Source organism: Schaalia odontolytica, from assembly GCF_031191545.1.
Classification (GTDB): Bacteria; Actinomycetota; Actinomycetes; order Actinomycetales; family Actinomycetaceae; genus Pauljensenia; species Pauljensenia odontolytica.
On the sequence record NZ_CP133472.1, the window covers coordinates 632,964 to 646,960 of the forward strand.

At 60.9% G+C, this 13,997-nt stretch carries 7 protein-coding genes and 3 rRNA genes; 1 reads left to right on the forward strand and 9 read right to left on the reverse strand.

What is annotated here, in order from left to right:
* Nucleotides 1–50: 50 nt before the first annotated feature.
* From RDV55_RS02765 to RDV55_RS02785, 6 genes are all read right to left on the reverse strand, one after another.
* Nucleotides 51–575 (reverse strand): NADPH-dependent FMN reductase, encoded by a 525-nt coding sequence (locus RDV55_RS02765; protein WP_111822639.1) that lies wholly within the window; start codon nt 573–575, stop codon nt 51–53.
* 1,004 nt (nt 576–1,579) lie between these two features.
* Nucleotides 1,580–1,894 (reverse strand): DDE-type integrase/transposase/recombinase, encoded by a 315-nt coding sequence (locus RDV55_RS02770; RefSeq protein WP_165835816.1) that lies wholly within the window; start codon nt 1,892–1,894, stop codon nt 1,580–1,582.
* 565 nt (nt 1,895–2,459) lie between these two features.
* Entirely contained in the window at nt 2,460–2,738 is a 279-nt protein-coding gene (locus RDV55_RS10510; protein WP_133256506.1) for a transposase, read from the reverse strand.
* Between the two features lie 129 nt (nt 2,739–2,867).
* Nucleotides 2,868–2,985 (reverse strand): 5S ribosomal RNA (gene rrf, locus RDV55_RS02775).
* A 108-nt stretch (nt 2,986–3,093) separates the two neighbouring features.
* Nucleotides 3,094–6,220 (reverse strand): 23S ribosomal RNA (locus RDV55_RS02780).
* A 341-nt stretch (nt 6,221–6,561) separates the two neighbouring features.
* A 16S ribosomal RNA gene (locus tag RDV55_RS02785) occupies nt 6,562–8,101 on the reverse strand.
* The 16S, 23S and 5S rRNA genes sit together here, the layout of an rRNA operon.
* Before the next feature lie 589 nt (nt 8,102–8,690).
* On the opposite strand from RDV55_RS02785, the gene RDV55_RS02790 reads away from it, so the two are divergent.
* Nucleotides 8,691–10,163, forward strand: coding sequence for an alanine/glycine:cation symporter family protein (locus RDV55_RS02790; protein ID WP_111824362.1), 1,473 nt, complete (start codon nt 8,691–8,693; stop codon nt 10,161–10,163).
* Between the two features lie 93 nt (nt 10,164–10,256).
* Here the strand turns inward: RDV55_RS02790 and RDV55_RS02795 are convergent, their stop codons facing one another.
* The 3 genes from RDV55_RS02795 to RDV55_RS02805 form a co-directional block, all read right to left on the reverse strand.
* On the reverse strand, nt 10,257–11,114 hold the full coding sequence (locus RDV55_RS02795) for a hypothetical protein (protein ID WP_373462906.1): 858 nt from the start codon (nt 11,112–11,114) through the stop codon (nt 10,257–10,259).
* Nucleotides 11,115–11,251: 137 nt separating this feature from the next.
* A complete protein-coding gene (locus RDV55_RS02800) occupies nt 11,252–12,853 on the reverse strand; it encodes an alcohol dehydrogenase catalytic domain-containing protein (RefSeq protein ID WP_111824361.1) in 1,602 nt (533 codons plus the stop codon).
* A 100-nt stretch (nt 12,854–12,953) separates the two neighbouring features.
* Nucleotides 12,954–13,976, reverse strand: a complete 1,023-nt coding sequence (locus RDV55_RS02805; protein ID WP_111824360.1) for an SDR family NAD(P)-dependent oxidoreductase — start codon at nt 13,974–13,976, stop codon at nt 12,954–12,956.
* Nucleotides 13,977–13,997 lie beyond the last annotated feature (21 nt).

The window sequence follows — 13,997 nt, forward strand, 5'->3', positions numbered from 1 at the left end:
CTTTCGGCACGCATCACGGGGCGGGCACCAACGTGCCGATGAAACCCCTGTCAGGCGAGAGAGGCGAGCAGCTCACGAAGCTGGCCGTTGAGCTCCTCGGAGGGGGTGAAGGTGCCGTCCTGGAAGTCCGAGCCGAGGTTGATGCTCACCTGCTGCTCGGGGATCGCCGCACCAAGGGTAGCAACGATCTCACGCAGGTGGCCGAGAGCAGCAACCCCGCCGTGCCAGGAGTAGCCGACGAGGCCGACGGCCTTGTCCTTCAGGGAGGCCGGGGGAACGTAGTCGATCGCGTTCTTCAAGACGCCAGGAATCGAGTTGTTGTACTCGGGGGTCACGAACACGACAGCATCGTTGGCCTCGAGGTTGGCGCGCAGACGAACGGCCTCAGCCAGCTCGGGAGCCTTCATCGACGGGGGCATTTCCTCGGCGAACGGGGGAAGATCGTAGTCGCACAGATCGACGAAGATGGTCTTGACGTTCTCAAGCTGACGCGCCTGCTCCTCGATCCAGCGAACAACCTGCTCACCGGCGCGGCCGGGGCGAACGGAACCAAGAACGATTGCAATGGAAGACATGATGTGTCCTTTCAGAGGCTTATTGAAACATCAACTATAATAGTCCGGGAGCATGCAGAACACAACCACGTAATCGTATCGTTTAAGACACAGGTCCTTAGCGCTCGTGATCGCCGACGGTGTCTACCGCCTTCCTCTCGATGAGCTTAACGCTAGAGGCGTCGAGCCGGTACGGACCTTGTCTGCGCTCCTCTAGCCTACGCACGGGGAATTATCGTGGGCCTGTGCGCAAGTTGTTGACGGTTTGTTTATGCGGCTGTTGTCCAGGGCACTTGGTGTAGTTCGTATTCGATGGGGATTTGCCGCCGAGGCTCGTGTGGATGCGGATATCTTGCCATTTTGGCGGTCTGCAGGCGGGATCTGCAACCAATGACACCTCTGTTGGTTGGTTGTGTGCGGTCTTTGAAACCGGTGACACCTCTGTTGAGTGAAAAATGGCTGACATGCGGTGTTGTGGACCGACAGTGGTGCCGGTGGTTGCATGAATGCTCAGTGCCGGCCCGACAGTGGTGCCGGCGGTTGCATGAGTGCTCGGTGACAGGCCGACAGTCTTGCCTATCTGGCAGTCTGCAGGCGGGATCTGCAACCAATGACACCTCTGTTGGTTGGTTGTGTGCCGTCTTTGAAACCGGTGACACCTCTGTTGAGTGAAAAATGGCTGAAATGCGGTGTTGTGGACCGACAGTGGTGCCAGCGGTTGCATGAATGCTCAGTGCCGGCCCGACAGTGGTGCCGGTGGTTGCATGAGTGCTCGGTGCTGGGTCGGCGGTCTTGCTTATCTAGCGGGCTACAGGCTGGGTCTGTGCGCAAGTTGTTGACGGTTTGTTTATGCGGCTGTTGTCCAGGCCGCTTGGTGTCGTTCGTATTCGATGGGGATTTGCCGCCGAGGCTGGTGTGGTTGCGGCGGCGGTTGTAGAAGTCTTCGATCCAGGTGGTGACCCGGTGTAGACGTGGTCGCGGGTGGTGAAGGTACGCCGGTAGTAGTACTCGGTTTTCAGGGTGGCTCACAAGGATTCGGTCATGGTGTTATCCCAGCACACTTCGGCCTGGCCCATCGACATGGTTCCTTGGACGGCGCGCATGTAGGCGGCCAGTTTCTGGGAGGTGAACTGTGTTCCTCGATCAGCATGCAACGCGACCCCTGCGGGGAAGGTGCCAGGGGTGGTGGCGGCCATGTCGAGTGCGGTGATGACCAGGTCGGCGCTTTGCTGCTCGCCCGTGGCGTATCCCAGGACTGGGCGTGAGTGCGCATCGCGTACGGCGCACAGGTAGACCCAGCCTTGCGCGCACCGCAGGTAGGCAAGAAGTCCGTGACTCACACCCGGTCCAGGGCCCCTTGATCTCACTGGCGGGCACAGCGATCCTCATGGGCCGCAGGTCCCCGTCCGCCAGGTAGACCCAGCCTTGGGCGCAGCGCAGGTAGGCAAGAAGTCCGTGATTCACACCCGGTCCAGGGCGCCTTGGTCCCTCTGGTGGGCGTAGTGGTCTTCATGGGCCACAGGTCCCCGTCCGCCGCGCCTAGCTGGGCGCGGGTGCGTGTTCAGGCCTGTGAGGCCTTGGTGGCGCATCGACGCGGCGACCGCATGTAGTATACCCACATCCAGGCCCGCGCGCGTCAGAGCATGGCGGATGCGAGGAGCCCCATAGGTGCCACTGGACACCTCGTGTTCCCAGGCCGCCGCCTCATCCAAACGCCTGCGCACCAGCGCGGGCTCACCCCTGTGGGACGCTCGGTTTTTCCACGCGTCATAGCCTGCGGGCGTGACCCCTACAACCTTGGCCATCACAGCGATCGAGTAGGAAGCCCTTGTGCACGTCCATCAGTTCAAAGCGCTGGTGTTGTGGTGCCCAGACGCGAAGAAGGCGCTGGCTTTTCCCACAAGCTCATTCTCCTTCTCCAGCTCGCGCACCCGCCGACGCAACGGCAGTGATCTCAGCTTCCATCTCGCGTGGGTCAGGACGGCCCTCACGCACGGCCTGGCGCCGCTCGCGCTCGAGTGTGACCCACCGGCCTACCACCGATTCACCCAGCCCCAAATCACGGGACACAGACGCGATCGTAGACCCTGTATCCAATACCAGACACGCAACATCACGACGATACTCCGGCGTAAAACGACGACGAGTTCCCATACCAGGCACCTCACTTTCCGCGGGTAACATACCCGCTTCACGAAGCGCCAACAACACCAGCCCAAGCCCATCGCAACTGCAGCGGGAAAGAGAGTGCCGGCGATGCACAAAATACGGAGGGCCTCACCCGATTGGGTGAGGCCCTCCGTCTTACGTGTGTTGTGGCGGTGTCCTACTCTCCCACAACCTGTCGGTTGCAGTACCATTGGCGCTGCCGGGCTTAGCTTCCAGGTTCGGAATGGAGGCTGGGCGTTTCCCCGGTGCTGTGACCACCACAAGATTGTGTGTTCTTCCGTGTCCCACTGGTGTGTGGGTGTGGGTTGATCGTGGTTTGTATAGTGGTTGCGGCGTTGTTCGCTGTTGTTGTGGGCCCGTTGTGTTGGGTGTTGTTTAGTGTTGGCCAATTAGTACCAGTCGGCTCTCGAGCACATTGCTGTGCTTCCACCTCTGGCCTATCGACCCGCTAGTCTGGCGGGGGCCTCTCACCCCACGGGGGGGGCGTGGAAACCTCATCTTGAAGCAGGCTTCCCGCTTAGATGCTTTCAGCGGTTATCCCTTCCGAACGTAGCTAACCAGCCATGCACCTGGCGGTACAACTGGCACACCAGAGGTTCGTCCATCCCGGTCCTCTCGTACTAGGGACGGCCCTTCTCAAGTTTCCTGCGCGCACAGAGGATAGGGACCGAACTGTCTCACGACGTTCTGAACCCAGCTCGCGTACCGCTTTAATGGGCGAACAGCCCAACCCTTGGGACCAACTCCAGCCCCAGGATGCGACGAGCCGACATCGAGGTGCCAAACCATGCCGTCGATATGGACTCTTGGGCAAGATCAGCCTGTTATCCCCGGGGTACCTTTTATCCGTTGAGCGACCACGCACCCACGTGCCATGGCCGGATCACTAGTTCCTGCTTTCGCACCTGCTCGACCCGTCGGTCTCACAGTCAAGCTCCCTTGTACACTTGCACTCGCCACCTGATTACCAACCAGGCTGAGGGAACCTTTGAGCGCCTCCGTTACTTTTTAGGAGGCAACCGCCCCAGTTAAACTACCCACCAGGCACTGTCCCCAACCCGGATCACGGGTCTAGGTTGAGGTGACCGCTTGAACCAGAATGGTATTTCAACGACGACTCCACCACCGCTGGCGCGGCGCCTTCACAGTCTCCCACCTATCCTACACAAGTCCAAGCGAACACCAATACCAAGCTATAGTAAAGGTCCCGGGGTCTTTCCGTCCTTCTGCGCGAAACGAGCATCTTTACTCGTACTGCAATTTCACCGAGTTCGCGGTTGAGACAGCGGAGAAGTCGTTACGCCATTCGTGCAGGTCGGAACTTACCCGACAAGGAATTTCGCTACCTTAGGATGGTTATAGTTACCACCGCCGTTTACTGGGGCTTAAATTCACCGCTTCACAACCACAAAGGGGTTGTTGACGGTTCCTCTTAACCTTCCAGCACCGGGCAGGCGTCAGTGCGTATACATCGCCTTACGGCTTCGCACGCACCTGTGTTTTTGATAAACAGTCGCTTCTCCCTATTCTCTGCGACCCCACAACCCCACCACCGCGCATGACGGAGGGAAGTCACGGGGTCCTCCTTATCCCGAAGTTACGGAGGAATTTTGCCGAGTTCCTTAACCACGATTCACTCGAACGCCTCGGTATACTCTACCTGACCACCTGAGTCGGTTTAGGGTACGGGCGCGTTATGCCCTCACGTCGAGGCTTTTCTCGGCAGCTTAGGATCACCACAAGTCCACACACGCGTGTGTCCCTCATCAGTTCTCACCCACAATGCCCCCCGGATTTACCTGAGGAACGGGCCACAACCTTAAATACGCACAACCATCGGCGCACTGCAGCTACCTGTCTGCGTCACCCCTGTTAACACGCTTGCCTACCATCACCGGGGCCCCAAGACCCACACACACCAACACGCCCGAAGGCATGGAAGCGGCGTGAGCAAATTGGTTAGCACAATGACTTCAGCATGGGCGGTCATAACGCGGTACCAGAATATCAACTGGTTGTCCATCGACTACGCCTGTCGGCCTCGCCTTAGGACCCGACTAACCCAGGGCGGATAAACCTAGCCCTGGAACCCTTAGTCAATCGGCGCTGCGGATTCTCACCGCAGATTCGTTACTCATGCCTGCATTCTCACTCCCACACAATCCACCAGAAGTTCCCTCCAGGCTTCACCTCGTGCAGGACGCTCCCCTACCCAACAACACACCGACATCCAGTTCCTGGTGCCAGCAACGCGTGTTGTTGCCACAGCTTCGGCGGTACGCTTGAGCCCCGCTACATTGTCGGCGCAGAACCACTTGACCAGTGAGCTATTACGCACTCTTTCAAGGATGGCTGCTTCTAAGCCAACCTCCTGGTTGTCACCGCGACTCCACATCCTTTCCCACTTAGCGTACGCTTAGGGGCCTTAGCTGATGATCTGGGCTGTTTCCCTCTCGACTACGAAGCTTATCCCCCGCAGTCTCACTGCCGCGCTACACCTAATGGCATTCGGAGTTTGGCTGACGTCAGTAACCCATAGGGCCCATCGGCCATCCAGTAGCTCTACCTCCACCAGGGACCACGCGACGCTGCACCTAAATGCATTTCGGGGAGAACCAGCTATCACGGAGTTTGATTGGCCTTTCACCCCTACCCACAGTTCATCCCCCAGGTTTTCAACCCTGGTGGGTTCGGTCCTCCACACAGTCTTACCTCTGCTTCAACCTGACCATGGGTAGATCACCCCGCTTCGGGTCTAGAACACGCGACAAACGCCATCTTTCAGACTCGCTTTCGCTACGCATACCCCACACGGGTTAAGCACGCCACGTATCACTAACTCGCAGGCTCATTCTTCAAAAGGCACGCCATCACCCCACAAGGCTCTGACGGCTTACAGGCACACGGTTTCAGGTACTATTTCACTCCCCTCCCGGGGTACTTTTCACCATTCCCTCACGGTACTATGCACTATCGGTCATCAAGTAGTATTTAGGCTTACCAAGTGGTCTTGGCAGATTCACACGAGATTTCACGAGTCCCGCGCTACTCGGGCACCACACCCACACCACACAACACCAGTTTGTTTACACGACTCTCACGCTCTACGGTCAGCCTTCCCAAACTGTTCAACTCCCAGCATCACATGGTGCGACCCCCCGGCAGAAGAGTCCAACATGGCCCCACAACACCAAACACGCAACGGCCGCCGCCTCTTACACGCATCTGGTTTAGCCTCCTCCGCTTTCGCTCGCCACTACTCACGGAATATCTTTTCCTGCGGGTACTGAGATGTTTCACTTCCCCGCGTTCCCCCCACCACCCTATACACGTTCAGATGATGGTAACCCAGCACAACCCAGGTTAGGTTCCCCCATTCGGACACCCTCGGATAATAACGCTCGCTCGCCAGCTCCCCGAGGCATATCGCAGGCCGCAACGTCCTTCATCAGCTCTTGATGCCAAGGCATCCACCGAATGCCCAATAAAACTAAACAAAATCACAAAAACAGTACAGAACAAATATGCTCGCAACCACTATACAAATCACAAACAACCCACCACACACAACCCACACCAACAACATCAAGCCGCCGGCTGGCTGCGCAGGCAACCACCACCCTCAAGGCAGCGGACGCTCACACGGTGTTGAACGTGAACCCGACAGTGTGCTTGTCTGCCACAAAACTATTATGCCCAACCCCAAAAAAACGCACCCACACCCACCACCCACCACGGGCAGCGAACGAATGCAGGCACAAGAAGAACAACCCACCACACCAGCCACATGGGCCCGCGCAGTAAAAGAATTGCTCCCCCACACAACAGGGCTCCCTAGAAAGGAGGTGATCCAGCCGCACCTTCCGGTACGGCTACCTTGTTACGACTTCGTCCCAATCGCCAATCCCACCTTCGACCACTCCCCCCGCACAAAGCGGTTAGGCCATGGGCTTCGGGTGTTACCAACTTTCGTGACGTGACGGGCGGTGTGTACAAGGCCCGAGAACGTATTCACCGCAGCGTTGCTGATCTGCGATTACTAGCGACTCCACCTTCATGGGGTCGAGTTGCAGACCCCAATCCGAACTGAGACTGGCTTTAAGGGATTCGCTCCACCTCACAGTATCGCAACCCTCTGTACCAACCATTGTAGCATGCGTGAAGCCCAAGACATAAGGGGCATGATGATTTGACGTCATCCCCACCTTCCTCCGAGTTAACCCCGGCAGTCCCCCACGAGTCCCCACCATCACGTGCTGGCAACATAGGGCAAGGGTTGCGCTCGTTGCGGGACTTAACCCAACATCTCACGACACGAGCTGACGACAACCATGCACCACCTGCACACGACCAACTAAATGCCACCACATCTCTGCAGTGCCGCCGTGCATGTCAAGCCTTGGTAAGGTTCTTCGCGTTGCATCGAATTAATCCGCATGCTCCGCCGCTTGTGCGGGCCCCCGTCAATTCCTTTGAGTTTTAGCCTTGCGGCCGTACTCCCCAGGCGGGGCACTTAAAGCGTTAGCTACGGCGCAGAAACCACGGGTGGCCCCCACACCTAGTGCCCAACGTTTACAGCGTGGACTACCAGGGTATCTAATCCTGTTCGCTCCCCACGCTTTCGCTCCTCAGCGTCAGTAACGGCCCAGAGACCCGCCTTCGCCACCGGTGTTCTTCCTGATATCTGCGCATTCCACCGCTACACCAGGAGTTCCAGTCTCCCCTACCGCACTCAAGTCAGCCCGTACCCACCGCACGCCCCCAGTTAAGCCAGAGGATTTCACGGCAGACGCGACCAACCGCCTACAAGCCCTTTACGCCCAATAATTCCGGACAACGCTCGCGCCCTACGTATTACCGCGGCTGCTGGCACGTAGTTAGCCGGCGCTTCTTTACCCACTACCCTCACCACAACCACTGTTGCGGCTTGACCATGAGCGAAAGAGGTTTACAACCCGAAGGCCTCCATCCCTCACGCGGCGTCGCTGCATCAGGCTTTCGCCCATTGTGCAATATTCCCCACTGCTGCCTCCCGTAGGAGTCTGGGCCGTATCTCAGTCCCAATGTGACCGGTCACCCTCTCAGGCCGGCTACCCGTCAAAGCCTTGGTAGGCCATCACCCCACCAACAAGCTGATAGGCCGCGAGCCCATCCCCCACCAGAACAAACCTTTCCACCAACCCCCATGCGAAGATCAGTGAATATCCAGTATTAGCACCCGTTTCCGGGCGTTATCCCAAAGAAGGGGGCAGGTTACTCACGTGTTACTCACCCGTTCGCCACTCATCCACCCAGCAAGCTGAGCTTCAGCGTTCGACTTGCATGTGTTAAGCACGCCGCCAGCGTTCGTCCTGAGCCAGGATCAAACTCTCCGAACAAAAACAAAAACGTTAAAGCCCAGAAAAACCAACCAAACAAAACGCCCAGTCAGCAATCCCAACCAAAAACACTCAAAAACAAAAAACAGGCATAAAAAACAAACAAACACACTATCGAGTTCACAAACAACACCCACACGATCAAGCGCACGCGACCGTATCGCATGCTTTCGAAAGGCGTTTCGCGCCATGTTTCCGCGACCCGAGCTTTTCGCTTCGTTCGCTGCCGTTCGGCGCAACAAGGAAAACAATACGCAGGTTGCTCGACATCGTCAAATCGTACGTACCGAACACCCCTTCAGGCACTTTTCCGCAGAATGTAGCCGAAACGGCCGGAGGACAAGGCTGAATCCAGCCCAGAATCGCGCAATTTCATGTCCCAGACCACATGATTTGAGCGAAAGTGTGCCCCAGCGCTCTCTACGGCAGCTCCCGATCCGCAATAGCGCAGTCCCCAGGCACTCGCGAGCTGGACTTATGGCAGAAACCATCACAGTTCTTAGCAAAGTTTTTACTATCCATTGACCCTAGCGCTATACTTGCCGCCATCAGTGCGGTTTTACCGCATCCGACAATGCTAGGAAACACCATGAACGGCACCCTGCGTCCGGCCTTCGATCTCGCCGGCACCCTGGATACGATCTCGGGCTTCATGTACACGTACCTGCTCGTCGCCCTTCTCATTGGCGTCGGCCTGTACTTCTTCGTCCGCACGCGCGCGCTGCCTCTGCGGCTCTTCAAGGAAGCGATCCGCGTCGTGACCGAGCCTCCGCACGAGGAAGGCGAGGTTTCCTCGTTCCGCGCTCTGATGGTCTCCACAGCCTCGCGCGTGGGCGTCGGCAACATTGCCGGTGTGGCGACAGCGGTGACGCTCGGCGGCGCCGGCTCCGTGTTTTGGATGTGGGTCATTGCGACCCTCGGCGGCGCGTCCGCCTTCATCGAATCGACTCTCGCGCAGATCTACAAGAAGCAGGGGCCCCACCACTCCTACGGTGGCCCCGCCTACTACATTCAGACGGCCCTCAAGCAGAACTGGCTTGCCACGCTTTTCGCGTCGGTCCTCATTCTGACCTACATGGGCGGCTTCAACCTGCTCGCCTCCTTCAACGTCGCCGACGCTTTCACCCAGTACAGCTGGGCCAACGAGTGGACTCCCTGGATCATCGGTGCCATTCTCGCGGTTCTCATGGCCGCCTCCATCTTCGGTGGCACGCGCCGCCTGACCGACGTGACGGGCTTCCTGGTTCCGGTGATGGCGATCATTTACCTGGGCGTCGGCCTGATCGTGGTCGTGCTCAACTACCAGAACATCCCGGCTATGTTCTCTGCTATCTTCTCTAATGCTTTCGATTTCCCGGCGATCTTCGGCGCTTTCGCCGGATCGGCCATGATGTACGGCATCAAGCGTGGCCTCTACTCCAACGAGGCCGGTGTCGGCTCCGCGCCCAACGCCGCCGCGTCCGCCTCCGTCTCGCACCCGGCCAAGCAGGGCCTCGTTCAGATGCTGTCCGTCTTCATCGACACGATGATCATCTGCACCCTCACGGCGTTCGTTGTTCTTTCGTCGGGCGTTGGCCAGGACGGTGGCGTGACGGGCGCTCCCCTCGTGAAGGATGCGATGGCAACGGTTCTCGGCCAGCCTGTCGCACAGGTATTCATCTCGGTCGCTCTGTTCCTCTTCGCGTTCACGACGCTGGTTGGTAACTTCTACTACGCCGAGGTGAATTTCCGCTTCCTGCTGCGCAACGTGCACATGAAGCACTGGATGCTCACCGTCTTCCGCACTGTCGCTGCGTTGCTCGTCTTCGCTGGCGCTCTCCTCAAGTTCGAGGTCGCGTGGAACCTTGGCGACATCCTGATGGGGCTCATGGCTCTGATCAACCTGCCCGTCATCGTCATTCTGGGCAACCAGGCCATCCGCTGCGCGAACGACTACGTCGCCCAGCGTAAGGCGGGCCTCGACCCGAAGTTCCGGGCCTCCTCGATTGGCCTGAACCCCGCAGAGTTGGACTACTGGCAGGATGACGCCCCCGTCGCCTCCGCCGAGAAGACCAACGCGTAAGGGTTCTCTCCCCCAGCAACCAGCCCCCGGCCTCGTCTGATTGAACGGACGAGGCCGGGGCTTCGTTATGCGCGACGGCGCGGCGATCGGATACTACGCCGGCGCGTGAGCGAAGCGCGTTCGGATCTGCACTCCCCCGGTGTGCCCGCACGCGGACAGGGCACGAGCCACCGCGTCGGCGGCCCAGCCGAGCATCTCAGGGCCCCCGTGTGGGGCGCGCAGAGTGGCGGCGGCCCCAAAGGCGAACGCAGAGGACGACTCCACGGCGAGCCCCATCTGCACGGCCGATGCCAAGGCCTCGGTAAAGCCCGAGGGGGACAGGGCCTGTCCCTTGTAGCGCGGGCGCGCCTCGAGGTGAATGAGTGGATCAGGGGCAACCAGGGACAAATCCAGCGAGCCGATTGGCAGGCTCCCGTCCTCGAACGGCATGTTCGCGGTGGAGCGCGCGTAGCCCGGCGGCAGGTCACACTCGAAGACGCACTCGTCGACGCTCACATCGGCGACGAGCTCGAGGGTAGCCACGGAAGCGATCACGGAGGCCACGAAGTGGATGTGCCTGCCCACGTCACCGAGCCACGTGTCGACAATCGCGTGGCACATCGCCGGGGTGGCGACCGCCGGGGAGAGCTGCCCTGCCGCGCGGGACTCCCCCGGCCCGTCCGCTCCCCCACGCCGGGGTGGCGCGTGGACGTCGCCCACGAAAAAGTCGAAGGCGTAGAGGCCGTGGTGGAAGCGGATGTCGTCGTAGTCGATGAATCCCAGCCCCGTGCCAATGAGCACGGACAGGAAGGCATCGTAGAGGCACTCCCTGTCCTGCGCAAAGACGTCCGCCGCGTGGGGCGTGCGCGGGTTCAGCTGGCCGACCAGCCACGCCTGCAACGCGACGTAGCCTTCGTCTCTTGTCACCGGCGCACGAGAACCGTGATCCACCAGCGATCGCCAACAACGCATGTCCCCTCCCGCGACTCGCCTCTTCCTAGCATACTCCTTCGGCCGGGAATAAGAGCAGCCCCGCACGCTTCGCAGGCGCAGGAAGCCCCGGCCTCGTCGAAACAGACGAGGCTGGGGCGAAGGTCGAGGCGGAGCGCTCAGCGGGTGGCGAGCAGCGCCTCCTCGGCCTCCTTGGTCCACAGGCCGGCGGCGTCGAGCTTCGCGGCAACCGTCGGCAGCTTCTCGGCCAGCTCGGACACGGGGGTCAGGCCCAGGTCGTGCATCATCGGGAAGACCATGATCTTGCCGCCCGAGGTACGGTCCATCACCGCGTTGATGGCGTCGCCGAAGCCCGCCATGCCGGTGATCGCCCACAGGGAGATCGTGGTGTCGATGATTCCGGCTTCGATCTTGCGCAGGACCGTGCGCATGTCGGAGACGTCCGAGCCGGAGGTGCCCAGCATGAAGATGCGGCGCTCGATGATGCCCTGCAGGTCGAAGTCGCCGAACGTACCGGCCGGGATACCGGCGAACGCGTTCAGGATGCCGCCCTCAGCCAGCAGGTCGACGGCCTGGGAGACCAGCGCGGGGACGGGCACGAGGCACGTCGCGTAGGTGTAGCCGTACTCCAGGGGCGTCGAGGAGGTGTTGACGATGTCCAGCGGCACGCCGTTCTTCTCGGCGGTCGGGCCGACGACCTTCATCAGGTTCGCTAGACGCTCGTCCGACAGGTCGGTGCCCACGACGCTGAGGCCGGGAACGCCGGAGGTGACGGCGCGCATGGTGTGCATGACGCCCATCGGGCCGGCGGCGCCGACGAAGACGCAACGGTCGTTCTCGCGAAGATCGCCGTTGGCGGGGATCCAGGCGTAGCCCTCGCGCGGGTCCGAGCCGGTCGTGCCGCAGAAGCGGGTGAAGTCGTAGTGGACGCGGCCGATGTCCAGGGACACCTTGCGCGAGATCTTCTCGCCGCCGAGGACGACACACATGGTGCCGCGGGTGCCGATCAGGAGCGCGGCCTTCTCGATGGCGTCGGCGTCCGCACCGAAGAACACGACGTCGTCGAATTCGCCCAGGACGCCCTCGATGGCGTCGGCGGCAACGCGCACGACCTCGGCGGGCTTGTGCTCGGCGGTCAGAGCGTCGATATCGCCCTCACCGACGACCAGCAGGCGGCCGCCATCGGCGACGTGGTTGCGTTCGGCCCACGCGTAGGAACCCTCGACGGTCGCCCAAGGCTCGATGAGGCCGACGGCCGCAGCCGACGGACCCTCCGACACGTGGATGAGGAACTCTTCCCCGTCCGGGGACACGACGCAGCGCTCGTCGACGACGACGAACTCCTCGAGGGCACCATCGAAGTTGTAGCCGAAGGCGCCGTTCGACTTCGCGGTACGCAGGTGCTTCCAGTCGGCCTGGACCAGCAGACGGTCGCCGACCTTGAAGTGCGTGACCTTCTCGCCGACCTGCACGACGCGCACGACGGGCTCGTGACCGGGCGTCACGGCCTCCTGGTTCGGGTGGTAGGACGGGATGTCCTTGAGGGCGTCCAGGTCGATGCCCGCCACCACGTCCGACTTGCGCGGGTGGCCATCGAACTGGTGGAGCAGCTTCGTATCAGAGAAGCAAATGCCGCAGGCTTCGACCTCGAGCATGATCTGCGTCGGGCCAACGGGGTCAACGGGCTTCGCCGGGTTAACGACGAACTCTTCCTTGCCGACGATCTGAATCGCGTACTGGGTGGAGGGAATCTGGGTCATGACTGACTCTTTCACTGGAAAAACAACTGAACGTGGGAAGAAAGGACGAGGCCGGGGAGCTGGCGAGAAACCCACATGCGTCCCCGGCCTCGTAACGATGTCAGGAAAGCATCACCTGGCCGCCCGTGACGGGCACGGCCTGGCCGGTCTCGTATTCCTGCTCAACGATGTAGAAGATCGCGCGCAGAACGTCGATGCCCTGGGCGCCGCGGCGCATGGGGACCTTCGCCTCGTAGAACTCCTTGACGTCGGCGACCGTCTTGGCGCCAGGGACCTTGCCGGAGTTCAGGTACTGGACGAAGAGGCCGCGGTCCGGGTCGGACCAGAGCGGGCCGTCGTAGAAGTTGCCGGGGCAGATCGCGTTGACCTTCACGCCGTGAGCAACCATCTCGAGGGCGAAGGACTGGACCAGGCCGATTCCGCCGAACTTCGAACCCGCGTAGGCGGCGTTCTTGTTCGAGCCGACGAGGCCGGACTTGGAGTTGATCTGGATGATGTCGGTCAGCCACTCGGGGGCGGTCGAGTGCTGGCGGGCCAGGAGCTGGCCCAGGTGCTTGGTGACCAGGAAGAAGGCCACGTAGTTGATGTCCGTGGACAGGCGGAACGCGGAGGCGTCCTGCTCGAGGACGGAGCCGGCGCGCACGATGCCCGCGTTGGAGACGACCAGGTCGAGGCCGCCGGTGACGCGCTCAATCTCGGAGGCCATCGCGGCGACGGATTCCTCGTCGGCAACGTTGACCGTGATCGGGTGGGCGACGCCTTCGCCGCCGAGCTCGGCCGCCTTGGCTGCCGCACCCTCGCCGTTCAGGTCGGCGACGTACACGAAGCAACCGGCGTCCACCAGGCCGCGCGCGATCTCCGCGCCGAAGCCCTGGGCTCCACCCGTGACGAGGGCGACGCGGCCGTTGATGGCGCGCTCACCGGTGGCGGTGGCGCGGACCTCGAAGGTCTCCTCGCCGGCGCGCACGACGACGGGAAGCTCCGTCTCCTTCAGGGAGCAGGGGCACACCTCGGTGAGCGGGCCGTCGAAGGTGACGGTCGGCTCGGCGTCGCTGGGGGCCACGATGACCGGGCGGCCGAGGGCCTTCAGGAAGAGCCCGCGTACCTCAGGGGCGTTACTCATGATGTCTCTCTTTCTCGACGA

Coding starts and splice junctions, on each gene's coding strand:
- RDV55_RS02800 (WP_111824361.1), bottom strand. CDS start 12,853: ATGACCCAGATTCCCTCCACCCAGTACGCGATTCAGATCGTCGGCAAG.
- RDV55_RS10510 (WP_133256506.1), bottom strand. CDS start 2,738: ATGTTACCCGCGGAAAGTGAGGTGCCTGGTATGGGAACTCGTCGTCGT.
- RDV55_RS02805 (WP_111824360.1), bottom strand. CDS start 13,976: ATGAGTAACGCCCCTGAGGTACGCGGGCTCTTCCTGAAGGCCCTCGGC.
- RDV55_RS02765 (WP_111822639.1), bottom strand. CDS start 575: ATGTCTTCCATTGCAATCGTTCTTGGTTCCGTTCGCCCCGGCCGCGCC.
- RDV55_RS02790 (WP_111824362.1), top strand. CDS start 8,691: ATGAACGGCACCCTGCGTCCGGCCTTCGATCTCGCCGGCACCCTGGAT.
- RDV55_RS02795 (WP_373462906.1), bottom strand. CDS start 11,114: ATGCGTTGTTGGCGATCGCTGGTGGATCACGGTTCTCGTGCGCCGGTG.